21 protein-coding genes are annotated in these 24,712 nt (G+C 60.4%); 7 read left to right on the top strand and 14 right to left on the bottom strand.

The window, feature by feature from the left end:
• The 3 genes from FIV05_RS11650 to FIV05_RS11640 all read left to right on the top strand — a co-directional run bounded on the left by FIV05_RS11650 (position 1) and on the right by FIV05_RS11640 (position 4,899).
• Positions 1-2,406 carry a circularly permuted type 2 ATP-grasp protein gene (locus FIV05_RS11650; protein WP_152509656.1) on the top strand — a complete coding sequence of 802 codons (2,406 nt, stop codon included), beginning with the start codon at positions 1-3 and terminating at the stop codon, positions 2,404-2,406.
• A 42-nt stretch (positions 2,407-2,448) separates the two neighbouring features.
• Positions 2,449-3,324, top strand: coding sequence for a transglutaminase family protein (locus FIV05_RS11645; RefSeq protein ID WP_023003057.1), 876 nt, complete (start codon positions 2,449-2,451; stop codon positions 3,322-3,324).
• Positions 3,325-3,462: 138 nt separating this feature from the next.
• A complete protein-coding gene (locus tag FIV05_RS11640; protein WP_152509655.1) occupies positions 3,463-4,899 on the top strand; it encodes a serine protease in 1,437 nt (478 codons plus the stop codon).
• A 38-nt stretch (positions 4,900-4,937) separates the two neighbouring features.
• Here FIV05_RS11640 and FIV05_RS11635 read toward each other — a convergent pair whose 3' ends face one another.
• From FIV05_RS11635 to FIV05_RS11595, 9 genes are all read right to left on the bottom strand, one after another.
• A complete protein-coding gene (locus FIV05_RS11635) occupies positions 4,938-5,996 on the bottom strand; it encodes an ABC transporter ATP-binding protein (RefSeq protein ID WP_152509654.1) in 1,059 nt (352 codons plus the stop codon).
• A 10-nt stretch (positions 5,997-6,006) separates the two neighbouring features.
• Positions 6,007-7,296: a trehalase family glycosidase gene (locus FIV05_RS11630; RefSeq protein WP_152509653.1), complete on the bottom strand. Its 1,290-nt coding sequence runs from the start codon at positions 7,294-7,296 to the stop codon at positions 6,007-6,009.
• Between the two features lie 43 nt (positions 7,297-7,339).
• Complete coding sequence (locus FIV05_RS11625; protein WP_152509652.1) at positions 7,340-8,572, bottom strand: carbohydrate ABC transporter permease; 1,233 nt, start codon at positions 8,570-8,572, stop codon at positions 7,340-7,342.
• Complete coding sequence (locus FIV05_RS11620; RefSeq protein WP_152509651.1) at positions 8,569-9,873, bottom strand: sugar ABC transporter permease; 1,305 nt, start codon at positions 9,871-9,873, stop codon at positions 8,569-8,571. Before FIV05_RS11620 ends, FIV05_RS11625 begins: the two co-directional genes overlap by 4 nt.
• A gap of 200 nt (positions 9,874-10,073) precedes the next feature.
• On the bottom strand, positions 10,074-11,423 hold the full coding sequence (locus FIV05_RS11615) for an extracellular solute-binding protein (RefSeq protein ID WP_075284699.1): 1,350 nt from the start codon (positions 11,421-11,423) through the stop codon (positions 10,074-10,076).
• A gap of 1 nt (position 11,424) precedes the next feature.
• On the bottom strand, positions 11,425-12,531 hold the full coding sequence (locus FIV05_RS11610; RefSeq protein WP_152509650.1) for a substrate-binding domain-containing protein: 1,107 nt from the start codon (positions 12,529-12,531) through the stop codon (positions 11,425-11,427).
• A gap of 298 nt (positions 12,532-12,829) precedes the next feature.
• Entirely contained in the window at positions 12,830-13,240 is a 411-nt protein-coding gene (gene rbsD, locus FIV05_RS11605; protein ID WP_152509649.1) for a D-ribose pyranase, read from the bottom strand.
• Between the two features lie 27 nt (positions 13,241-13,267).
• Positions 13,268-14,449: a GAK system CofD-like protein gene (locus FIV05_RS11600; protein ID WP_152509648.1), complete on the bottom strand. Its 1,182-nt coding sequence runs from the start codon at positions 14,447-14,449 to the stop codon at positions 13,268-13,270.
• Between the two features lie 72 nt (positions 14,450-14,521).
• Positions 14,522-15,778 carry a glycerate kinase gene (locus FIV05_RS11595; RefSeq protein WP_152511903.1) on the bottom strand — a complete coding sequence of 419 codons (1,257 nt, stop codon included), beginning with the start codon at positions 15,776-15,778 and terminating at the stop codon, positions 14,522-14,524.
• A 190-nt stretch (positions 15,779-15,968) separates the two neighbouring features.
• Between FIV05_RS11595 and FIV05_RS11590 the strand changes: the two genes are divergently transcribed.
• Positions 15,969-16,358, top strand: coding sequence for a DUF427 domain-containing protein (locus FIV05_RS11590; protein ID WP_208984244.1), 390 nt, complete (start codon positions 15,969-15,971; stop codon positions 16,356-16,358).
• 66 nt (positions 16,359-16,424) lie between these two features.
• On the opposite strand, the gene FIV05_RS11585 is transcribed toward FIV05_RS11590, so the two are convergent.
• The 5 genes from FIV05_RS11585 to FIV05_RS11565 form a co-directional block, all read right to left on the bottom strand.
• Positions 16,425-16,796 carry a phosphate acetyltransferase gene (locus tag FIV05_RS11585; protein WP_152509647.1) on the bottom strand — a complete coding sequence of 124 codons (372 nt, stop codon included), beginning with the start codon at positions 16,794-16,796 and terminating at the stop codon, positions 16,425-16,427.
• Entirely contained in the window at positions 16,793-17,182 is a 390-nt protein-coding gene (locus tag FIV05_RS11580) for a MaoC/PaaZ C-terminal domain-containing protein (RefSeq protein WP_152509646.1), read from the bottom strand. The genes FIV05_RS11585 and FIV05_RS11580 overlap by 4 nt, the downstream gene beginning before the upstream one ends.
• 3 nt (positions 17,183-17,185) lie before the next feature.
• Positions 17,186-18,727: an AMP-binding protein gene (locus FIV05_RS11575; protein ID WP_152509645.1), complete on the bottom strand. Its 1,542-nt coding sequence runs from the start codon at positions 18,725-18,727 to the stop codon at positions 17,186-17,188.
• A 99-nt stretch (positions 18,728-18,826) separates the two neighbouring features.
• Positions 18,827-19,600 (bottom strand): enoyl-CoA hydratase/isomerase family protein, encoded by a 774-nt coding sequence (locus tag FIV05_RS11570; protein WP_152509644.1) that lies wholly within the window; start codon positions 19,598-19,600, stop codon positions 18,827-18,829.
• A 10-nt stretch (positions 19,601-19,610) separates the two neighbouring features.
• On the bottom strand, positions 19,611-20,237 hold the full coding sequence (locus FIV05_RS11565; RefSeq protein WP_055656335.1) for a TetR/AcrR family transcriptional regulator: 627 nt from the start codon (positions 20,235-20,237) through the stop codon (positions 19,611-19,613).
• A 460-nt stretch (positions 20,238-20,697) separates the two neighbouring features.
• On the opposite strand from FIV05_RS11565, the gene hemA reads away from it, so the two are divergent.
• From hemA to FIV05_RS11550, 3 genes are all read left to right on the top strand, one after another.
• A complete protein-coding gene (gene hemA / locus FIV05_RS11560) occupies positions 20,698-21,915 on the top strand; it encodes a 5-aminolevulinate synthase (protein ID WP_152509643.1) in 1,218 nt (405 codons plus the stop codon).
• A gap of 613 nt (positions 21,916-22,528) precedes the next feature.
• Complete coding sequence (locus tag FIV05_RS11555) at positions 22,529-23,263, top strand: DUF1194 domain-containing protein (protein ID WP_152509642.1); 735 nt, start codon at positions 22,529-22,531, stop codon at positions 23,261-23,263.
• Between the two features lie 149 nt (positions 23,264-23,412).
• On the top strand, positions 23,413-24,660 hold the full coding sequence (locus FIV05_RS11550; RefSeq protein WP_152509641.1) for a cation:proton antiporter: 1,248 nt from the start codon (positions 23,413-23,415) through the stop codon (positions 24,658-24,660).
• Positions 24,661-24,712: the final 52 nt, after the last annotated feature.

Here is a 24,712-nt window from a genome sequence, read left to right as displayed (position 1 = left end):
ATGAGCCTGGACGAAAACGCAGAACCCGGAGCGCTTCGCTACGGCCTCTTGAAGGCCTATCGTCCCTTTCCGGATGTTTCGGACGAGCTGCTCTTCCCTGATGGCCGGGTAAGACCGGTCTGGCGGTCGTTTCTGGAGCATCTAAGCGCTCTGACGCCGGAGGAAATTACCGAGCGTTTCGCGCGCGGCAATCAGTATCTGAACGATGCCGGGGTCTATTTCCGTCAATACGGGCAGGACGGGGCGAATGAGCGGGAATGGCCGTTGAGCCATATTCCGGTGATCATCAGCCAGGACGACTGGCAGGTGATTGCAGACGGTCTGACCCAGCGCGCCGAACTTCTGGAACAGGTTGTCGCCGATCTTTATGGCGACAACAGGCTGGTGTCCAACGGCTATCTTCCGGCAAGCCTGATTGCGCAAAGTCCGGAGTGGCAGCGTCCACTGGTGGGCATCAAGCCGAAATCCGGACAATTCCTGCACTTCCTGTCGTTCGAGATCGGCCGCGGGCCGGACGGAACCTGGTGGGTTCTGTCCGACAGGGCACAGGCGCCTTCCGGTGCCGGCTTCGCACTGGAAAACCGGGTCGCAACCGGACGCGTCTTCAACGAGTTCTTCGCCCGTGCCAATGTCCATCGGCTCGCCGGGTTTTTCCGGCGGTTCCGCGACCACCTGGTCGAGCTGCGTGGAGAAAGCGAAAGCCGCGTTTCGATCCTGACACCAGGCCCGCTGAACGACACCTATTTCGAGCATGCCTACATCGCCCGCTATCTCGGCTTCATGCTGCTGGAAGGTGAGGACCTGACAGTTGAAAACGGCAAGCTGATGGTTCGCACGGTCGCCGGGCTGAGACCCGTCAGCGTTCTCTGGCGGCGCCTTGATGCCGCCTGGGCCGATCCGGTGGAATTGAACGAAACCTCTCACATCGGCACTCCGGGTCTTGTTCAGGCGGTCCGCAGCGGCGCAGTCACCATGATCAATGCGCTCGGCACCGGCATTCTGGAAACACGCGCGCTCCTTGCCTTTCTGCCGCGCATCAGCGAACACCTGCTCGGCGAGCCGCTGAAGCTGCCGAACGTCGCGACCTGGTGGTGCGGTGAAGAGGGAACCAAAGCCTACGTGAAAGAAAATGCGGAAGGCATGATGTTCAGCCCCGCTCTGTCGACCGCGCTGCCTTTCACATCCTCCCATACCGATTTTATCGGCAAGGATTTCGACAAGTTCCACAAGGGCATTCTGGAAACCTGGATCGACAGCAAGAGCGACAAGCTGGTCGGGCAGGAAGCCGTGACCCTGTCGACGACGCCTGCTTATGACAACGGGCTTCTGGTCCCCCGGCCGATGAGCCTGCGCGTCTTCCTGGCCCGAACGACCAACGGCTGGGAAGTCATGTCTGGCGGCTTTGCCCGGATCGGACAAACGGAAGATGCAAGTGCGATCGCCATGCAGGCGGGCGGATCGGCGGCCGATGTGTGGATCGTCGGCGGTCAGAAGCCGCACAAGGAAACCTTGCTCCACCAGACGGAATCGCCGTTCTTCAAATCACAGACCGGTTCCCTGCCATCGCGCGCAGCCGACAACCTGTTCTGGCTCGGCCGCTACGTGGAGCGTGCGGAAGGCGCGGTGCGGCTGCTGCGTGCCTATCATGCCCGGTTGATGGAAACGGCGGACCCGGAAGCCCCGCTTGTGGCATTGACGGCGGAATATCTGGACAAGATCGGCATGGCGCCTGTCGAGCCGGTTCCCGATGGCCTGTGCGACATGCTGCAATCGGCCGTCGCCAGCGCTGCGAAGGTGCGCGACCGGTTTTCCGTCGATGGCTGGCTGGCGCTGAACGACCTTGCCCAGGCCGCGAATGGCGCCAAGCGCACGATGCGCGACAATGCCGACGTAACCAGAGCCATGGGCCTGCTGCTGCGCAAGATCACCGGCTTTTCGGGTCTTGTGCATGAAAACATGTACAGGTTTATCGGCTGGCGTTTCCTGTCCATCGGCCGTGCACTGGAACGCGCCCACCGGATGGCTGACCTCCTGTCGGTCTTTACCGACGAAGACGCACCGGAAGGCTCTCTTGAACTGCTGCTTGAGGTTGGCGACAGCGCCATGTCGATGAGCCGGCGTTATGCGGTCTCTCTCAGCCATGCCACCGTGCTGGACCTTTTGGCGATGGACACCAAGAACCCGCGCGCAGTGCTCTACCAGCTGACCGACATGAAAGACCATATCGGCGTGCTGCCCAACGCGACGGAAAACGGGCATCTTTCGGAACTGGCCCGCTCCGTCCTGCAGGTTCACACACTTCTGGCAATCGCCACCCCGGAGACACTGACACCGGCTTCTCTTGCCGATCTTCGCGATCAGATTTCCTATCTCTCCGTGGAGCTGACCGATGCCTATATCCGGTAACGGACGGTCGCTTTCACCCGACACGCCCGACGCGAGGCGCCCGTGCATTACGATGTAACGCTTGAAATCACCTACGACTATGCCAGCCCGGCCAACTACGGACATCATGCACTCCGGCTGATGCCGGCGACCATTCCCGGCGAGCAGAAGCTGATGGCGGGGCAGATCCATATCGTGCCTGGCCCTTCTGAGCGTCACGACCGGACGGACTTCTTCGGCAATGCTGTCACCGACGTTGCCTACCGGCGCAGCCACAGCGAACTCAGTTTCAAGCTGAAGGCCCGTATCGACAGAACCGCGGTGCCGGAAGAACTCGACATTTCACCGCCGTTGCACGCCCTGGCAAGGGAGCTCTCCGGCGTTCAGTCGCTTGCCCCTAGGGCGCCGGTCCATTTTCTTTCCGCCTCGCCGCGTCTTCCCCTCGACCCCGCGTTTGCAGTCTATGCGCAGGACCATGTCGTCCCGGGCATGAGCACGATTTCCGCCGTCGAAGCCATCGGCAAGGCCTTGAACACGGACATGCGCTTCGATGCCGAGGCCACAACAGTCGATACTCCGGCCATTGAGGCGTTCGAGCGACGTCATGGCGTCTGCCAGGATTTTTCGCACATCATGATCGCCTGCCTCAGGAGTATCGGCATTCCGGCAGGCTACGTCAGCGGCTTTCTCCGGACCATTCCGCCGGAAGGCCAGGAACGGCTGGAAGGTGCGGATGCCATGCACGCCTGGGTCAGGGCCTGGTGCGGCATCGAGATCGGCTGGATCGAATATGACCCCACCAATGCCCTCAGGGTCGGGCAGGATCACATCGTTGTCGCGCATGGCCGCGACTACGGAGACGCCGCACCGGTAAAAGGCGTGTTGCGCACGTCAGGGTCTCAAACCACCGATCACAAGGTCGATGTTGTTCCGCTTTGAAACATGGTTTTTCAGGCCGCTCCATCTGAACACCGCCTCCGGAATTTTATCGCGAGATATCCCCGGCTGAGCAGGGCGAGCCTGTTTCCATCATCGCCGTTTTGCTAAAATGTGGAACGCGACCAAGGGGAGCTGGTTATGCGTTCGTTTCTTCATGCCATCGTGTTTTTGCTGGTATCAGCCGGCACCGTGCAGGCAGGTTACGATCAGTCCAAGGACTGGTTCCATGCCAGGGACTGGCGAGAACGGGTCCGGATCCAGTTCCTGCTGGTCTTTACGGGAGACTACGCCTCACAGGTGGACGGAACCTTCGGCAGGCTCACCTATAACGCGCTCACAACTTTCCAGAAGCACCGGGACTTCACCCCGAACGGTGTGCTCGACGACGAGCAGATGCAGATCCTCCAGCGCGATGGTCTCGACCTTGTCGAACGGGTCGGTTTTGAAACCTACAAGGACGCCGTTTCCGGATTGCAGCTCGGCGTTCCGGGCAAGCTCTTCGAACCGTCCACCCAGACGCCGCGCGGGCACCTCTGGCGGGCCTACGACAACAGCATCGAACTGGAAACCCTGCAGGTTTCGGCGGAAGAAACCGACTACGCGGCGCTCTACAAGCGCCTGACCGATACCAGCGACGGGCGGACCGTGGAGCACAAGCAGTTCCGGAATGACTACTTCGTCGTCTCCGGTCGGCAGGATGGACGGGATTTCTACCTGCGCATGATGAAAACCTCTTCTGACAGCCGCGGTTTTTCGCTTGCCTGGCAGGCACGCCATGCCGTCTTCATGGATCGCGTGGCAGTTGCCATGTCGAACAGCATGACGTTTTACGATGGAGCAGACGACGAGAAGCTGGACGCGGTCACATCAGCTCCCGGCCTTCAGGTTCTGGAAGAGGACAACAGTCGCGATCCACTTCCCAAGGGAGCACGCAAGGATATTATCGGCCGCCAGACCTCCTCCTCCGGCAGCGGCTATTTCCTGACGACCGAAGGCCATATCGGCACCAATGCGCATGTGGTCGGCAACTGCCGCTCGCTGGATATTCCGGGCCACGGAACTGCGCGGCTGGTGAAGGCGGACACGGAAAACGACCTAGCGATCCTGCAGCTCGACAGCGGCAAGTCGGATCATGTCGCGCAGTTCCGCTCAAAACAGCCGATCGTTCGCGGAGAGGAGATTTTCGTGATCGGCTATCCCTTTGCCCAGATCCTGGACAACAACCTGAATTTCACTCCCGGCATGATCTCGTCGCTGGCAGGCGTCAAGGGCGACAGCCGCCATTTCATGCTGACAGCACCGGTACAGCCAGGCAATTCAGGTGGCCCGGTTCTGGACAGGACGGGAGCCGTCGTCGGCACCGTTGTGTCTCGCCTGGACAAGTTCAAGACGCTCAAACTGGCCGGTGACCTGCCGGAAAACGTGAATTTCGCGGTCAGGGGCAAGCTGATGGCGGAGTTCATGGAGGACCTCGGCCTTGCGCCTTCCTACAACACCATAACCAACATCAAGAGCCCGACCAGGATCGACGAGGAGGCTTCTCAATACACCGTGTTGGTGCTCTGCCGGAACTGAACCTGCCGAAAAGGCCGGGTTCTTTCCGACAGACAGTCTTAGCGGATGGCCTTGTCTTCGCCGTCGAAGAAATGCAGGCGGCTCTCGTCGAAAGTCAGACCAACACGAGTACCCTCCTCCACGTCTTCGGCACCGCTGATCCGCACCAGGATCGTTTCAAGCCCGTCGAGCGCCACGTAAAGGAAGGTGTCTGCACCCAGATATTCGGCCACTTCCACCGTCCCGGTGCAATGCCCCTCGCCCGGCGTTGCAAGGCTGATGTGCTCCGGACGGATGCCGAGTTTCACCGGTGTTTGTCCGCTGCCGGCATACGGATAAGGACCGCCGCCATGCCCATGCAGCGAAAACCGTCCTTCTTCGAGTGAACAGGGCAACACGTTCATCTTCGGCGAACCGATGAACTGGGCAACGAACAGATTGTCCGGCCGTTCATAAAGTTCGCGCGGCGATCCGACCTGTTCGATCCTGCCGGCCTGCAAAACCACGATCTTGTCGGCCAGCGTCATGGCTTCCACCTGATCGTGTGTCACGTAGATCATGGTGGTGCCGAGGCTCTTGTGGAGCCGGGCGACCTCGAAACGCATTTCAACGCGGAGCGCTGCGTCGAGGTTCGACAGAGGTTCATCGAACAGGAAGGCACCTGGCTCGCGCACGATGGCGCGGCCGATCGCCACCCGCTGGCGCTGTCCCCCCGAAAGCGCCTTGGGGCGCCGGTCGAGATATTCGTCCAGCTTCAGCACTTCGGCAGCCGCATTCACCTTGCGGTCGATCTCCGCCTTGGGAAAGCCTGCGGTCTTCAGACCGAAACCGACGTTTTCGCGCACCGACATATGCGGATAAAGCGCGTAGGACTGGAAGACCATCGACAGTCCCCGCCCCGATGGCGGCAGCGCTGTCACATCCTTGCCATCGATCTCGATAGCACCACGGCTGGTTTCCTCAAGCCCTGAGATCAGACGCAACAGTGTCGACTTCCCGCAGCCGGACGGTCCGACAAAGATGACGAATTCGCCATCCTTGATGTCGAGGTCGATGCCCTTGATGACCTGCAGGTTGCCGAACCACTTTTCAACCTTGTTGAGCTGGATCGCTCCCATCGCGTCCCCCTTAAGCTGCCTGCTCGGCGTGTGAAGGCGAAGCCCAGGTCAGCCAGATGGCCGACGTCCAGGAGAACGATCCGCCACCTGCTCCTGCGCCCGTTTCCGGGCTGAAATATTCCGCAAAGCCTCCGGTTTCGATCAGCCGCGCGGTGTCGGCGCGCAGTCGTTCGGCCCGGGCGGCATCGCCTGATTCGGCAAAGCCCTTCGCGATCATGTAATTGATCATCGCCCACACCGGTCCGCGCCAATACCGCAAGGGCTCGTAACTGCGGTGATCGGGATCATAGGACGGCATCAGGTATTCGACCCGCGCCGCGATCCTGTCGAAATGTCCCTGAAGCGCACCAAGGGTCTGCGGATCATGGAGGCCTGCATAGAGCGCAAGGAAGGATGCACTGGAGATGCCATCTGTCTGCTTGCCGCGACGCTCGTCAAAAGCGACATGTGCCTTGACCTCATCATTCCAAAGCGTCCGGCTGCCTTTTTCCATCGTCGCGATCCACCCTTGGATCTCGTCGGCTTCCGCACTCATGCCGAGTTTTTCGGCCAGTGCGAGAAGATCCCGGTTGGCGCGCAGGAAGATGAAGGTAACGCCCGGGTCGGCAACGAAGAACGGGCAGGTTTCGGCGACTTTTTCCGGATTCCAGCCTACCTTGCGGCAAGCAGCGACAATGCTGAGATAGCGGTCGTAGTCCTCCTTGTGCGGTCGCATGGCCGGATCGACATGAGAGGTGTCCTTCCGCTCATAGGGACCAATGTCCTTGACCTCGACCGCCCGCAGCGCCTCGTCCCAGTCCGGCAGGTTGTCCCGACCGGATTCCCAGGGGTGAATGACGGCAATGACACCAAGGTTTTTCGGGTCACGATAGGCAAGATACCAGCGATGCCAGGCCATCAGTTTCGGCAACAAGGCCTTCGCCCGCTCCAGCGCCTTGCCGGTCCGGTCAGCCTCCACCAGGCTATGGACGACGGACGCGGCCACCGGCGGCTGGGAATGGCCGGAACTCGGGATCGGACCGCCGTCGGTTCCCCATACGCCCGGTCCGGGGAAATAGCTCGGATCGTCCTTGCGAAACAGGATGTGCGGCACCATTCCGTCGCGCCACTGGCCCTGGAACAGCATCTCGATTTCCTGCCAGGCCCGGTCCTGGTCGAATTCCGCAAACCCCAGGGCGACAAAGACGGAATCCCAGTTCCACTGGTACGGATAAAGACCCTTCGTCGGGATCGTGTACCCGCCCTGGTCGTTTTCGGTCAGGATGGCCTTTGCCGCCTGGTCTAGATCTGCGTGTGCCACAGCGTACTCCCTCGGGCTCTTCAGAGCCCCTTCTCTTGATCGTTCAACCCTTGACGCTGCCGGCCGTCAGGCCCTGGACAAGGAAACGTTCGAACCACAGGAAAATGAAAAGGACGGGCACGGTCGCAATTACCGCGCCCGCCATGAGGTGCTGACGCGGCACCTCGGAGGAATTGAGGGACACCACTCCGCGCGACAGCGTGAAGATGTCCGGATCGTCCAGGAACATGAACGCGAACAGGAACTCGTTCCAGGCGATCATGAAGACGTAAAGCGAGACGGAGGCCAGCGCCGGAAGGGACAGTGGCAGGGTGATCTTCAGGATCACGCCGATGCGCGACAGCCCGTCCATCAGTCCGGCTTCCTCCAGCTCCGACGGCAGACCGCGAAAGTACCCCTGCAACATGTAGAGCGCGACCGGGATGGTGGTTGCCGGATAGACGATCAGCAGGCCGGTGAGCGTGTTGCGCAGGCCAAGCTGCGAGAACACCGCATAGAGCGGGATCACCAACACGATCGCCGGCACCATGTAGATGAGCAACACCGAGCGGGCCAGGAATGCCTGCCCCGGAAACCGCAGCCGCGACACGGCATAGGCGCCCGGCACCGAGAACAGCAGCGTCAGCACGACGGTTGCCACCGACACGAAGGCGGACACCATCAGGTAACGGCCGAAGTTGAACTGGGTGAAAAGCTCGACATAGGACCGGAACAGCCCGCTGATACCCTGACTGACGTCGATCGACAGGTCCAGCGGATTGGCCAGCAGCGCCTGCTGACTTTTGAGCGAGGTCATGATCATGACGTAGAACGGCAAGGCGACAATGATCGAGAAGACGACGAAGCCGACGCCCTTCGCGATGCGAATATAGACGACCTCACGCTCGTAGCGCGACATTGCACCAAGCCGGGCCCCACCGAGGCAGATCGCATTGGCACCGGTAACACCGGCGACAAACATCACCAGACCAAGTCCCTGCCACAGCGTGTGCTGACCAAGCGACAGACCGAAGGGAGCCGCGAAGGAAGCCACCATCAGGACGACGAACAGGACGGCTGCAGACAGCCCCCTGTCCGCCATCGCTCCAGCGCCCCCGGTCGACTGCCTCCAGACCAGAACCAGAGCACTGACAAGCCCTGCAAGACCTGCCGCCGTTGCCTGCGGCTGCGCCACATCGCCGGTCACCAGTGTCAGCGTGACACCGATAACCACCATGGCAGTGACGCCCCAGATCAGGCCGGTCAGCGCCGCGAGAACGATACTGCCGGGTCTCATAGCCCTTCCTCCTTCGGCGAAAAGCGGATGAACAAAGTGGCGAAGGTGACAAGGACGACAAAGACGACCACGGCAACGGCCGCACCGGCGCCGAGATTGGACAGGGCAAATCCCTGCTCATAGACATCGACGGTCAGCGTACGCGTGCCCGCGTTGCCGCCGGTCAGAAGGAAGATGTCGTCGAACTTGTTGAAGGTCCAGATGAAGCGCAGCAGGAACAGGACCGAGAGGATCCCCATCAGTTGCGGCAGCGACAGGTACCAGAACTGTTGCAGCGGCGTTGCCCCGTCCATTTCGGCAGCTTCATACATGTCCGTGTTGATCGACTGCATGCGCGCCAGGATGAACAGGAAAGACAGCGGGAAGTAACGCCAGGCCTCGAAGGCAATCACCGTCGTCAGCGCCAGGGGAAATTCCATCGGAATGCCGAGAACGGAAAACTCGATCGCCCTCTGGCCGAAGAAATTGATCGGATCGGCGACAACGCCCATTTTGGTCAAAAGGGCATTGAGCGTGCCGGAAAACGGGTCGAACAGAACGACCCAGGTAAAGGCAACCGCGATCACCGGCGAGACGTAGGGAAACAGGAACAGGCCCCGCAGGACACCGCGACCGGGGAAGGTCGTGTTCAGGAGCTGCGCCGCAAAGAGACCCAGCACCAACGCGCCGCCAGTCCCGAAGATCGTGTAGTAGAACGTAATGCGCAGCACTGACCAGAACTCGTCCGCGCTGAAGATCCGGCTGAAGTTCTCGAACGTGAATTCGAAGTTGGTCAGCACATTATTGGCTTCGCCCGAAATAACAGGCTCGCTCGCCCGTTCGGGACGGTTTGCATCCAGAAACGCTTGCGACACAGTTCCGACCAGTTCGACGTCGCCGCGCCAGCCAGGCGCTACGGTTCCGAGATCGCACGTCAGCGCGACGCCATTGAGCGAGCAGTTTTCGGAATGCGAAGTCACCGTGAAGCCATCGGGCACCACATCGCTCAGCGTCACGTTGCGGACTTCCTCGTCCTGGGACGAATTGCGCAACCGGTATTCCAGCCGGGCCTCGTCGCCTGCTGCTTTTGGCCGGCCACGAACCCGTTCGTTGACGAGCACGGTCGGCGGCCGCAGGTCGGCAAGCTGAACCGGCTTCACACTGATCCAGAAATTGGCAAGCAGCGGTCCGGCAACAATCATCAGGATGATGGCAAATGTCGGCGCCAGCATCAGATACGCCAGCCACATTTCACGCCGCTGCATCGGACCGATGCCTTTCGGCGGCCCTGAGGAAGCGTCAGCTTCGGTTTTGGTGTTCATGTTTCCGCCCGGGGTCTAGATCCCGTTCTGCCGTTGGCGACCGACAAGTCCCAATCGGCAACTGTCTGGAGCCCATCTCGGCTGCCGGCAATGCAGCGGCAGGAGATTGGGAAGGACCGGGCATCCGATAGACGCCCGGTCCGGGCCGTTATGTGCGGGCTTTCCCGCCCCCTCGTGGGGTCTTGAGGGGTGGAAAGGCGTTACTGGATCTTGGCCAGTTCCTCGTTGAGCTTGGCGACGGTTGCCGCAGCATCGCGTTCGTCGTCGATGTATTCACGCACCAGACGGTTCATCACCTGGCTGTTGATCATCTTGGAGGCAAGCGAGAGCTGGCCTTCCTTGACGCCCCAGCGGCTGGCGGTGTCGAGACCTGAGACGATGGTCTTGATGGTATCGGCATCGTAGAGATCGGTCAGCGGCGCCTTGCGGTCAACGCCCACCGGGAGCTTTGCCCAGCCATCGACGAATTCGGTCGCGTTGTCGGCTGAACCACGACGGATCGGGAACTTGCCTTCCGGCGCGATCGACAGGGTCGACAGGTAGCCGTCATCCATGGAGAACTCGACGAACTGCATCGCCGCTTCCGTGTCCGCATCGTTGGTGATGCCGAAGTAACGGATGTCGGCCCAGGCTGCCCCATCAGGATTGGACGGGCCGCTCAAGGTGGTGACAACACCGGTCTTGGAAGCAAGTTCCGTGGAGGTCGGATCGTCTGTGATGGTCGGCGGAGCGCTGTCCCGCAGGCCGGCAAGCTCATCCAGGATGAACGGCGACCAGATAATCATGGCTGCTTTGCCGGCAAAATAAAGTTCGCGCGACTGCTTCCAGAAGAGGTCTCCGGGAGGCGATGCCTTGGCGATGGCCTTGTAGAACTCCAGTGCTTCGACAGTCTTCTTCTCGTCCAGCGGCTTGAAACCGTCGTCACCGACGGGGCTGACACCATTGGCCAGAAGCACATGCTCCAGCACCTGGCTCATGAAGTTCTCGTCCACCTTGGTCGCGGCGACGAAACCGAACATCTCGGGCGGGTTATGCAGTTTTTCGACGGCTGCCAGAATGTCTTCATAGCTATCGGGGGCAGCAAGGCCGTTTTCCTCAAAGAGGTCCTTGCGGTAGATAACCATCTGGGTCCAGCCGTCCACAGGCACGGAGGCGACACCGTCTTCAACGGCAGCCATGGCAACCGCACCCGGCGCGAATGTGCCGGCACCCAGTTTTTCAAACACTTCGGTTGCAGCTTCCGTATCCAGGATGCCTGCTTCGGCCCAGGGCAGCGCGTATTGCAGTGTGTGATAGATGACATCCGGCAGATCGCCGGCGGCAAATGCGGCCGTGGCACGCGTGCCGAGATCGGATTCCGTCACCGGAATGACGTCCACCTCGATGCCTGTCTTGTCCTTGAACGCGGCGGCCATTTCTTCCTGCTTGGCCAGGCGTTCCGGTTGTTCTTCAGTCGTCCAGAACCGCAACGTCTCGGCCTGTGCGGCCGTCAGACCGAGCGTCAGAACGCCCGCGATGGTCGAGGCCAGGAATGTTGTCCTCCCAAACATATTACTCTCCCTTCCTGCCGGAATTTGGCTGTTGGTTCAGCCGGTCGCGGAGCGCGCTTGCAAGCGCCTCCGATGAATTTGCCGGAGCGCCATCCGAGGCGCGCCGGATCAGGTTTGCCTTGGCAAGGGCCTGCAGATCCGTGGGGTTCTTGCCGTCCAGAACATCGATCAGCATGCGGGCAACCCTGCCGCCTGCTTCCTGGGCGCTTTGCGAAAAGGTCGTCAGCGGCGGGTCCAGGTATTCGCCCACCGGCAGGCCGTCATAGCCGACAACGGTAACGTCGGAGCCGACCTTCAGACCGAACTTGCGGCAGTACTGCACCGCGCCGATGGCAAGGGCATCAGTCACGCACAGAAGTGCGGTCGGCGGCGCCTCCAGCGACAACAGCGCCTCGGCGCCTGCAAAGCCGCCTTTTTCGCTGAGCGGCTGAAGATTTTCCAATGCCGGATCATGTACAAGGCCCAGGGCCTCCAGACCCTGCCTGTACCCGTTGCGGCGCTGAAGCGCGAAGTTGAGTTCCATCGGACCGCCGATGAACCCGATCCGCTCGTGTCCGAGGCTGTAGAGGTGGCGAACGCCGTCAGCAAAGGCCGCCTCGTTATCGATATCGAACCAGGCATAGCCTGCCGGATCGCGCGTGCGGCCGTGGGCGACAAATGGAAAATTCTGTTCCCGCAGATAGGCGATGCGCGGATCGTCCACTTCCGTTCGGGTGACGATGAAACCGTCCACCTTGCGCCGGGCGATCAGCCGCTTCACGGTCTCGATCATGTGTTCGCGTGAATGGGCAGTGGTCACCAGAAGGTCCAGCCCCAGTTCGTCGAGAGCTCTTGCGATGCCGTCGATGAATTCGGACAGGAACGGATCCGCTCCACTGCCGTGACCCACGGGGATGACGATGCCGAGCGTGTCCTGACGTCCGCGCTTCAGATTACGCGCGGTGGCCGACGGCTGATAGCCCAGATCCTGAACAGCCTTGAGGATACGTTTGCGGGTGGCTTCGGAAATATCGGTGTAATTGTTGAGGACCCGCGACACGGTTCCTTTCGCAACGCCCACATGGCGCGCCACGTCATCAATGGTGACGGAATCGCGAAGTCGCGACATCGATCCTCCCTGCGAGCCCGAAGGGCTCGATTCCCGGCCTGCAGCCTCAAAAGGCAACAGTTTGTTTTATTGAGGAAAATTTTTACAAAACCGATTTTGTAAGTCAACAAAATCGGTTTTGGAGATCGAATTTTTATTTTTTGCAGAGCGGGAAGCAACTGACGTTGCAACGAAACATGCTGCCGCAACGTTTCGGAAAACAAAAATGGGAGGAGCATTTCCGCTCCCCCCTTCGCATCGGTCAGTTCTCATCGATGGCTGTCGAGACAGGCCTTGCAGACACCGTCTGCGGCGATTGTCAGAACGGTACGCCGGAGACGAGAATCAGATTTGCATAAGGCGTGCACTCACCGGTGCGAATGACCGCACGTGCCTTCGAGCAACGCTCCTTGAAGTCCTCGTGGGACATGCGGACATGTTCGATCGGCTTGCTGGTGTCCGCCGCCCAATGGGCCAGTCGGACCTCGATCTGCGTGACGAGATCTTCCGATGCCTCGTCTGCAAAGACCGCCTGCTCGATGATCATTTCATCGGCCAGCGCTTCCAGAACATCGAAGAAGGCCGGAATACCGGGGCTGACTGCCAGGTCGATCACACCGACATTGGCAGGAACCGGCAGGCCCGCATCGGCAAGGACGATCTCGTCCATATGGCCGAGCGAGGCTACCAGTTTGCTGAGATGCCGGTTTAGAAGCTTCGTACGTTTCATGGCCTTGTCCTGAATGTTCGGTGGTGCTTACGTCAGCGAGACCAGAGTTTCGCAAAGCGGCACAGGGGCATAATAGGGTGCGGACGCCTTGCTGACGAGATCGAGCCGAAGCACGGAAAGCCCGAGCGCCTGCAGCCCTTCCGTTTCCTTCTCCGGAACCGCTTGATCGACGATCACGAAGTTGAGCAGACGGTCGACCGGGCAATCGCTGCCTGCGTCCCGCCGCAAGTAGGCAAGCAGGGTCTGCACCTTGTCGGCAACACTCATCGTGCCGGTTTCCGGATCCTGCCCCGTTCCGGGCACATAGACCTTCGGAACGGTGCGCGCGGCAATGGCTTTTCCAACGCCTTTCGGCAGAAGATTTGCGATCAGGCTGGTATAGAAACTGCCCGGCGCATAACAGATGAGGTCAGCAGACTGGATGAGGCTCCGGTTGCGGTCCGGAAACGCTGCTTCCGCAGGTTCTTTGCCGGTCAGCCCCCGATTGAGGAACAGGTTCCTGATCGGAGAAACCAGGGGTGGATGCTCCTTGCCGGTCAGAAGATGCTGGCCGATGACAACCTCGCCATCCTCAAGGTCTGCCCCCAGGTGCAGGTTGTCGTCGGCAACGGCCCGGACGGTGCCCTGAACACCCACCAGCTTGGCCACCAGAAAGATGATCGGCTCAAGTTGCTGGTTCTGGTTGAGGTAACCACCGGCCAGGATCAGGTTGCCGATGCTGGCGCCGCGCAGGTCGAAATCTATCGGGCGTGCGGCGTGAAACATGCCCAGCTGATTCTGGATGAGCGTGCGCATCGGCTGCTCTATCGCCTCCACAAGCGGATGCGTTCCGGCGATCATGCTTTCCAGCTCGGCGGCCAGATCCACTTGCGAGGCTGTTTTCGAAAACCGATGTGTGAACAGGCGAAAAACGTCCGGATGGCCAAGCACCGTCTCGTCGGCGAGTGCCATCAACCGGCTTCTGAGATCACCGATGGCCGGCATGTTGAAGGCAATCCTGAGCCCTTGCGAGCTGCCGCCGGAATCGAACGGTGTCACCAGGTGGATGGAATTATGCGTGTAGCGCTTCAGGCACTGGGCGACACCGTTGAGTGCCGATCCACCGCTGAAGAACAACGTCCTTGGGCCAAGCTTCGGATTGGACAGAAACCGTTCGATCCGAAACGGATCCGGCAGGCGCGCCACACGGGTGATGTTGATTTCAGTCAAGTCCGGTCCCTTGGGAATTCCGGCACCATTTGCCGGGTAAAGGATTTGCGGGCATTCGTCCCGGCCAATGCGCTATCCGATCCATATGGCACGGAAATCATTGACATTCGTCAGTGTCGGCCCGGTGACAACCTGATCTCCGATCGTGTCGAAAAAGCGGTGAGCGTCATTGGTAAGAAGTGCCTCTTCCACATCGGCACCCGCCTTGTCCGCCCTCGCCAGCGTATCCGGGCCAATGACGGCACCCGCCACTTCTGCCGCCCCGTCGACACCGTCCGTGTCGCAAGCGATCGCGTGGATACCCGGAGCCCCGCGCAAGGCAAAGGCAAGAGCCAGGGCGTATTCGGCGTTCGGTCCGCCAATGCCTTCGCCGCGTCGGGTCACCGTCAGCTCACCGCCGGACAGGAGCAGCAAGGGCCGGCTGCCTTCGGGGCGCTCGCTCTGGCGGCTGAGGGCAAGCTCTGCATGGGCACGCGCCACTTCCCGCGCTTCGCCTTCCAGGGCATCACCCAGGATCTCGACATCACAGCCTTCTGCTTCAGCAAGGTTTCGGGCAGCTTCCAGCGACTGGGAGGGAGCTGCGAAGATGACATTCGATACGCGGCCGAGCTTTTCGTCATCGGGCTTCAACACACCGCTTCCGGCGGCGAGAACCTGTTGCACCGAAGCCGGCACTTCGATCTTCCACTGCTCCAGGATCGCCTTGGCATCGGCCGTCGTGCTGGTATCGCCAACAGTCGGACCGGACCCGATTTCAGCAGGATTGTCACCAGGAACATCCGAAATGAGCAGAGCCAGCATCTTTGCAGGATAGGCAGCGGCTGCCAATTGCCCGCCTTTCACCCGGCTCAGATGTTTCCGCACGACGTTCATCTGGCCGATTGGCGCACCGGAGGCCAGAAGCGCCTGGTTGACCGCCTGCTTTTCGGCCAGCGAGATTTCTCCGGCGGGCGCAATCAGCAAGGCCGAGGCACCACCGGACATGAGCGCCAGCACGTAGTCGTTCTCACCCAGGCCGGAAACAAAGTCGATCATGCGTTTGGTCGCGACAAACCCCATTTCATCCGGCACCGGATGCGCGGCCTCCACGATCTCGATCCCTTCGCACGGCCGCGCGTAGCCATAGCGCGTGATCACCAGGCCTTCGTACGGCCCCCAGATCTTTTCGACCGCTTCCGCCATTCGGGCGGAGGCCTTGCCTGCGCCGATCACTACGACGCGGCCCGCTGGTTTCTCCGGCAGAAACGCACCAAGGCTCTGCATCGGGTCCGCCACTTCGACGGCCCGCAGGAACAGCCGTTTCAAAAAATCCTGAACGCTTTCGGCCATGGCACCACTTCTTCCTAAATTCATGTTCTCCTGTTTGAGCGCAGAACTGCAGGAATTATCAAGGCCGAAACGATGACCTTCAACCTGCGAACGCCCAAAACCCAGCGAAACCGTGTGCCCTGCAGCATAGAATTGTTTTGCGTTTCACCGTCACCATCCACACATGAGGGCCAATTCCACGGAGGACCTCATGACTGCGCAGACAATGCCCGCCTTCGATACGGCGATCCGCAACCCGGAAAACCCCGACCACCTGATGGTGATCAAGGACGTGCCCCGGCGTATTCGCATCTATCAGGGCGCAGCCCTGCTGGCGGACAGCATCAATGCGGTTCGCGTTCTTGAAATCGGCAAGTCTTTTTATGACCCCGTGATCTACGTGCCGGAAGCCGATCTCAAGACCCGCTTCGGGTATGTCGACAAGTCTACCCATTGCCCCATCAAGGGCGACGCCAGCTACATTTCCCACGACGGCGAGGAGATCGGCTGGGTCTACAGATCTCCGGTGCCGATGGCGGAGAAACTTGCCGGGCATTACGCCTTCTGGCCATCCAAGGTCCGGATCATCGAGGGTGAGTAAAAGGCCCCCGAATGCGCACCCGGTTAGCCTAACGCCGCGCGGCAGTTGAAAACCTGACACAACGGCTCAGTCCTTGCCGACATCCTCGACATAGACCAGCGCCCGGCCCTGACAGATGCGGGTGCCGTCCTCGGCTTCACAGACCGTTTCCAGATCGACCAGGTGTTTTTCCGGTCGCAGGCGCGTGATGGTCACTGAGGCCGTCAGCGTCTCCCCGACCGAGGCGGGCGCCAGAAACTCCAGGCTCTGCTTCAGGTAGTTGGTTCCACTCCCCGGCAGCTTGACGCCCAGCAGATAGGAAAAGAGCCCGCCGATCAGTGGTCCCGGAACAGACACCGGTACTTCCGTACCGTTTCCGGCAAGCTGCGCGAAACCACGCATGTCGTCTTCTGTGTAGCTGCGTTTGACTTCCGCGCGCGCTCCGACTTCCAGGCTCATGTCCGCCCCCCCAGTTTGCAGGAACCGGACAAGGTCACGGCCCCGTCCGCCGCACGGGCAACCTCGATCAGGATCAGGTCCCCATCATCCTCGCTCGGCGTGAACGAAAACGTCAGTTCCTCATCCGCATAGGCCGGATTGGGAAACATCAAAGTCTGCACCACATGGCTTCGCCCCGGATGGAGGGCCTCCAGATGTGCAAAGACCCGCGTATAAAGCAGCATTCCGTGGGAAACCGTCCGTCCGAACCGTGTGCGAGCCGAAAATTCGGGATCGACGTGGATCGGGTTGTCGTCACCGGACAGATCGGCAAAGGCATCGAAATCCTCCTGACGGGGGATCCAGCTAAACGTTGCGCTGTGCTGCGCGTCAGCGGTCAGGCTCATCGGTTATGCTTTCTCCAGGGAATTGTCGGCAAGGAAGTCGTCTTTCAGAATGTTCTTGCGCACCTTGCCCGCCGCGGTGCGCGGCAGGTCGTCAACGACGGTAAAGCTCTTCGGCACCTTGTAGGGCGCAAGCTGCTTGCGGCACCAGTCGACCAACGTCGTCGTGTCGAGGTCTTCGCCAGGACGCACAATCAGGAAGGCTGCACCGACCTCGCCCCACTTAGCATCAGGCACGCCAATCACCACGGCCTCCAGAACGGCCGGATGACCAACCAGAACCTTCTCGACTTCGGCCGGATAGACGTTCTCACCACCCGAGATGTACATGTCCTTGATCCGGTCGACGATGTAGTAGTAGCCGTCCTCGTCGCGGCGCCCGATATCACCGGATTTCAGCCAGCCGTCGACAGTGAAGGTGGCAACCGTCGCTTCCTTGTTGTCCATGTAGCCCGGCGTGATGTTCGGCCCGCGAAACTGGACTTCCCCCTCCCCCGGCCCTTCGACGATACCGCCATCGCCGTCGACCAGGCGAACATCCGTCATGATCTGCGGTTTTCCGACTGAACCGATCTTGGCGGGCGCATGGCCCTTGTCCATCAGGAACACGGTTGGCCCGGTCTCGGTCATGCCCATGCCGTTGCAGATGGTGACACCCCGCTCCTGAAACTCCGACAACAGGTGTTTCGGCACCGGCGCACCACCGCACCCCAGGGACCGGACCCTTGAAAAGTTCGTCTTGCCGATCCTGGGTGACAGGGCCAGCGCCTGATAGATCGCCGGAACACCGAAGAAACAGGTGACGTTTCCGGCGGAAACGAGATCAAGCACCGTCTCCGGATCGAACTTGCGCAAGACTGTCGACATGCCGCCGTTCAGGAAGATCGGCAGCGTCGGCAGGTTGATCCCCGCCGTATGGAAGAGCGGCAGGAAATTGACGCCCTTTTCGCCGATCGAAAGACCCGTGGCCTGGCAGTAGTTGATCATGTTGGCATAGGCCATGCCCGCCGTCTGGATGACCGCCTTGGGCAGGCCCGTCGTTCCGGAGGTGTAAAGCAGATACCAGGGGGCTGAAGCCTTGACCTTGCCGCAGCCGATCGCTGCAGGACTTGCCCCCGTCAGAAGACGATCAAGAGCGCTGCCACCCCGGCCCTCGGCGCCCAGCGGCAGAAGCGACAGGCCGGTTGCGGCGGCAAGTTCTTCGGCAATCTCGACAAACGCAAGATCATGAAACAGCAGCTTCGCACCGGAGGTCGCCAATATGGGCTGCAGCTCGGCAACCGGCTGTCGCCAGTTGAGAGGCACAAGCAGGACGCCGGTTTTCTGAGCCGCAAACAGCAGCACGAAGAAATCCGGGTGGTTATGGCAGAGCACCGCCATGCGGTCGCCCTTGGCAAGACCGCGACCGAGCAGAAGGTTGCCCAATCGGGTGGCGCGTTCGTTGATCTCGCAGAAACTGAAAGATCTGCCGCTTTCATGATCGACAAAGGCTGTCGCCCCGGGCGTGAGCTCAGCCCGTTTTGCGGCCATGTCGGTTAAATATTCCATGCGTCCTCCCAACACCTGGCGGGGCCTGGAGCCAGCGCCCTGCAAGTCGAGATGATCCGGCTTGCAGTCGCCATCCTGGTCCTTCGGACGGGCTTCTCCTCAGGCCCGCTTCCTGGTGAATTCCTTCATGCCGTCGAGTGTGCTTTGACGGCTCACCAGGTCCAGGAACCTGGCTTTTTCCTGGTCGAGACGGTCTCGTACCATCGCGCATCTGCGCGCATCCCAAACACTCTGCCGTGTCGTGCGGTGGGTCTGCGCGAAGCCTTTGCCGAGATCCACGCCCCAGCCGTCAACTGTTGCGACAAGCTCAGCCCCCGGCACCTGACAGACGGCAAGTCCCAGTTCCACGGCCTCCGAAGCACTGATGCGCGTGTTGCGATACTGGATCGCAAGTGCCTTCGAAGTGCCGATGCGGTCCGGCAGCAAGGCTGTCCAGCCACCATCCGGCCCAAAGCCCACCTGATTGTAGTAGGGCTGGACAAAGGCCGTCCCGGACATGGCGACCATGTCTGCCGCCAGCATCAAGCCAGCAGAACCACCCGTCACCGGGCCATTGACCGCGGCCAGCACCGGCGCCGGAAAGGACAGCAGGTCGAGGATCGTTTCGTGCAGGTTGCCGACAAGCTCGTCCGAGTAGGCTCTGAGTGTAGCTTGCGATCCGGCATGGTCCAAAAAACCGCCAATATCGCCACCGGTCGAAAAGCTGGATCCGCGGCCCGACAGAACCAGCGCCACCGGTTCGGCCGTCGCTGCTTCGGCAATGGCGCTCCGCAGTTGCGAAACCAGGGCCGGAACCAGGGCATTGTGCCGGTCCGGCCGGTTCAACCATATCCAGATCGCGCCGCCGCGTGTTTCTGTCTCTACGAGGCCCATGACATGCGCCTCAGGGTTTGATGCCGTTGGCAATCAGGTCGTAGGCACTGGCAACGAGTTCGGAAATGGGTTTTTCCGACTTGAACACGACCAGCTGCTCTCCAAGAGCCCGGGCGATGCCCATGAGGGCCCAGGCACGGGTTTCCGTGTCTCCCTTGGAGATCTGGCCGGCGGCCTCGGCGGCAACCAGTCCCGACCGGTAACCGGCGGCGAATGTCTTGTAATATTCCTCATAGGCGGCAGGATCGACGAACAGTGCTTCCTGTACGATCCGGTAGAGGTCCGGATGGGCCTGGACGAATTCCAGGAAGGCCCGCAGGCCGGCCTCTTCCGCTTCCAGCCGGTTGCCGATGCCCTGCGTTGCCTCGGCGATCGTGTGTCGGACCAGCCGCCCCATTTCCAGGACAAGCTCCGAGAACACCTGCTCCTTGGTGGTGAAGTAGATATAGAAAGTGCCTTGGGCGACGCCTGCCTCACTGGTAATGTGGCCGATGGAGGCGTCGTTGTAGCCCTTCTCGCCGATCACCCTTTCGGCAGCGGTCAGGATCGCCTTTCGGGTGGCTTCACCGCGCGCCGTTTTGGGCTGGTTGCCTGCAGCCTTTTGCGGCGCGTCTGCTTCTGCGGCTGGTTTGCGCACCTGCTGTTTCCTCCCAATTCATGAAACATGAATCAGTATTCATGTTTGAGGGTTGAAAGCAAGAAACTTCTTCAAACCGGGCCGAAGAATGCGGCAATTTGGCCCCGTGCATATTCCGATGCCGTTCCCATGTTTGCCGTAACAGCGAAAACTTTCCGGCAATCACCTTGGGATATTCTTCGGTTTCACCGGGAATTGCGCTCTTTTTCCGACAAGGGAACAAGGCCGGTTTTCCTTGGCAAACCACGGCAACGGACACTATGGCGATTGGACGCAGCCGGGGTTTTTGACCTTGATCAAGGCCAAAACTTTGATAAGCAGTTTTGAATGGCTATAAGTTAGCTGCTAGTCTGGAATCGGACGGAAAGGTTCCAGGCAGCAAATTGGCCGCGCGGGACGCGAGTTGCGCGGGCAGGAGAGAGGCGCTGGCAAAGGTGCCCGCGATGAGAGGATCCTGAGAATGGACGTGAACGCGTATCTGGAAGAACGCCTGGGCAAACTGCATGACAACGGCAATTACCGTGTGTTTGCAGATCTGGAACGTCAGGCAGGTGCTTTTCCGCGCGCAACCCGTTACCGCGAAGATGGTTCCGTTCAGGACGTGACCGTCTGGTGCTCCAACGACTATCTCGGCATGGGCCAGAACGAAAAGGTCGTGTCCGCCATGCAGGACGTGATCTCCAAATGCGGCGCAGGCGCAGGCGGGACGCGCAACATTTCCGGCACCAACCACTACCATGTCATTCTGGAGAACGAGCTGGCCGACCTTCACGGCAAGGAAGCTGCTCTGATCTTCACGTCCGGTTATGTTTCCAACTGGGCAGCGCTGGGTACGCTCGCCTCCCAGGTTCCGGGCATGATCGTCTATTCGGACTCGCTCAATCACGCGTCCATGATTGAAGGCATCCGTCACGCCCGCTGCGAAAAGCGCATCTTCAAGCACAACGACTATGAAGACCTGGAACGCCAGATGGCGGCGGACGATCCGGACGCGCCGAAACTGGTCGCATTCGAAAGCGTCTATTCCATGGATGGCGACATCGCGCCAATCAAGGAAATCTGCGACGTTGCCGACAAGTTCGGTGCACTGACCTACCTCGATGAAGTGCATGCCGTCGGCATGTATGGCCCGCGCGGTGGCGGCGTTGCCGAACGCGAAGGCCTGATGGATCGTCTGACCATCATCGAAGGCACGCTCGGCAAGGCTTTCGGCGTGATGGGCGGTTACATCACCGGTTCGAAAACGGTGGTCGACTTTATCCGCTCCTTCGCCTCCGGCTTCATCTTCACCACCGCCCTGCCGCCGGCACTGGCAGCGGGCGCAGCCGTCTCCATCCGTCACCTGAAGGACAGCCTGTTCGAGCGCAAGGCGCACAAGGACCGGGTCGCCCAGGTGCGCGCCGCTCTCGACAAGCGCGGCATCCCGCACATGGAAAACCCGAGCCACATCGTTCCGGTGATGGTGGGTGATGCCAAGAAGTGCAAATGGATCTCCGACATCCTTCTGGATACCTACGGCATCTACGTTCAGCCGATCAACTATCCGACGGTTCCGGTCGGCACGGAGCGCCTGCGCTTCACCCCGACACCGCTGCACACGGCCGAAGACATCGAACACCTCGCCAACGCGATCAACGACTTGTGGTCGCAATGCGCACTGGCCCGCGCTGTCGCGTAAGGTCAGAACTAAAACAGATCAGACAAAACCCGCTTTCCGATGGAAGGCGGGTTTTTTGTTTCTTCATTTCCAACCGTCGTCATCCCATGGCTCGACCATGGGATCCAAGCCGTTGCACCTCCACACAAAGTGGATGAACGAGGAAACGCGTTGGCATGGATTGCAGGGGCAAGCGCATCAGAGCAAAGCGCGTTTCAAGTTATTTCTGGTCAAACGGGACACGCCCTGGTGGTCGTTTCAGGCTTTGAAGACCTGGAGTTCTCGTTCAAGACATTCAGAAACTAAGCTTGAAACACATCCGAACCTCCATGATTTGTCGTCCCGGTTTGTTGCGTCAGCAGCAAGACCGGGATCCAGTACGCCGTGTCGTATGAGACGAAAAATGCAAACTCTGTGGGTTACTGGATCCCTGCCTGCGCAGGGATGACAAGTTGCCGGTGCTTGAGTGCAAATATCCTGTGGCGAGGGCTTCCCCGAATACGAGTGGGGCATGCCGTATAGTGACACGTGATAACAACGACAAACTTCGCGACACGACCATCATCCACCCTGCCCTTTTCCCGACCCTGCCCTAGCTACTCTCCAATGTCTTTGCCATGGGGAGACGGTTGCTATGCGGATATTCCTTGCTGTTGTTGTCTGGTGCCTTTTTCTGATCCCCCCAGCCGTTTCCGAAGAACTCGACCTGGAACTGGTGCTCCTGGCCGATGCGACCGGCTCCATCGACGACGAGGAAATTCGGTTTCAACGCAAGGGCTATGCCGACGCGATCACGGATCCGTCAGTGCTCAATGCCATCGCCAGCAACATCTACGGCAAGATCGTCGTCACCTATGTCGAATGGGCGGACATGCACTCGCAGGATGTTGTCGTGGACTGGACAGTCATCGACGGACCGGAGAGCGCCCAGCATTTTGCAACGGAACTGATGGCAGCCCCGCGCCGCGCCTACGGCCGCAACGCCATCGGCGCAGCGCTTCTGAAAGGCAAGGAGCTGATCGACGACAATGCCTTTGCAGGCTTGCGCAGGGTGATCGACCTTTCTGCCGACAGCGCCAACAACTGGAACGGCCCGACCATACCCGAAGCCCGGAATATCGTGGTTTCCTCCGGCATTGTCATCAACGGCCTGGCGGTTCTGTGTCGGCATTGTTCCGGCCGGCCAATTGCCTACGATCTGGAAAAGCGGTTCTACGAGAGCATCATCGGCGGTCCGGCCGCCTTTGTGGTGACTGCCGACAGTCCAGCGACATTTGCCGAAGCTGTACGCAAGAAACTGATCCTTGAAATCGCCGCCAAACCCGCAGATGCGCAGCGCATCCTGAAGCAATTGGCGGCCTTGCAGTAACCCTCGCACGGGCCTTTGACCTGCCCCTTCCAAACGCATTTGCGCCTTTGGCAAATCACGGCTGTCGCACAACCGCGTCATCGCATTATGATTTGAGACGGCAGCTCGCGCCGTCCTAACGTCACAGCGTTCGAGGGGGATACCGTTTCATGACAACCGGCCTGTTGCTTCTGGCGCTGTTTACGGTCTGCTACACGCTGCTGGCCAGGAAATTGTCGAACGGCATCCTGACAGCACCGATCCTCTTCATCGGCTTCGGTTACCTGATGGCCCAGACCGGGCTGATGCCCGGAACCGATGCTGAACGCCTTCTGCATATCGTTGCCGAATTGGCTCTCATCGTCCTTCTGTTTCTGGACGCTGCCCAGATCAATCTTCAGGCCCTGCGCCAGCGTCACCAATGGCCCTTGCGCATGCTCGCCCTTGGCCTGCCACTGGCCATCATTATCGGAACCATGGCGGCAATACCGTTCTTGAGCGGCGAACCGCTCATCGTCGCCGCCCTTGCCGCAGCGCTGCTCGCACCGACCGATGCTGCTCTCGGCCAGGCTGTCGTCACCAACAAGGCGGTGCCGGAGCGGGTGCGCCGGGCGCTGACGCTGGAAAGCGGCCTCAATGACGGACTGGCCCTGCCGGCCATCTTGCTGTTCGCGAGCCTTGCCGGGGAAATGATGCAGCCGGGCGCGACAGACTGGCTGATGTTCGGCGCCAAGCAACTGATCCTTGGTCCCCTGGCGGGCGCGGCCATCGGTGCTGCGGGCGGGGTGCTGTTTCTGGCTGCCAAACGCCGGCGCATGACCACCGATACCATCGAAGGCATCGGCGCCATTGCCATGGCTTGCGGCGCTTATCTGGCCGCCGGCGAAATCGGCGGCAACGGCTTCATATCAGCGTTCGTCGCAGGGCTCTTCTTCGGCAACGTCATCAAGGGGCAATGCGCCTTCATTTACGAATTCACCGAAAGCGAAGGCCAGATGCTTTCCTGGGGCGCCTTTTTCCTGATCGGTCTTGCCCTGTTGCCCGATGCCATCGCTCACCTTGATGCCGCCAGCCTTGCACTCATTCTGGTGAGCCTGTTCGTGGTGCGCCCACTGGCGGTCTGGCTGTCGCTTGCCGGCACGGATGCCGCCCCGCTGACCAAGCTCTTTTTCGGCTGGTTCGGCCCACGCGGACTGGCAACAGCCCTTTTTGCGCTGCTCGTCGTTGACCAGATCGATCACGCAATCGGCGAACAGCTCCTGAACCTGGCCGTTAACGCGGTCTGGATCAGCGCGGTCCTGCATGGTGTCACAGCCGTGCCTTTTGCCAAATGGTACGGTGCTCACATGTCCGGCAAGGACGGGGCAGCGGAACTCAAGGCCATGCCGCCCATGCGGCCGGAAGTGCCTGCCGACTGAATTTCGACCAACCCAATAGCAAGGGCGCATATCGCCAGTAGCCGGGGGAAGA

This window comes from Labrenzia sp. THAF191a, from assembly GCF_009363335.1.
Classification (GTDB): domain Bacteria; phylum Pseudomonadota; class Alphaproteobacteria; order Rhizobiales; family Stappiaceae; genus Roseibium; species Roseibium algicola.
This window is presented reverse-complemented; position numbering and strand designations above follow the sequence as displayed.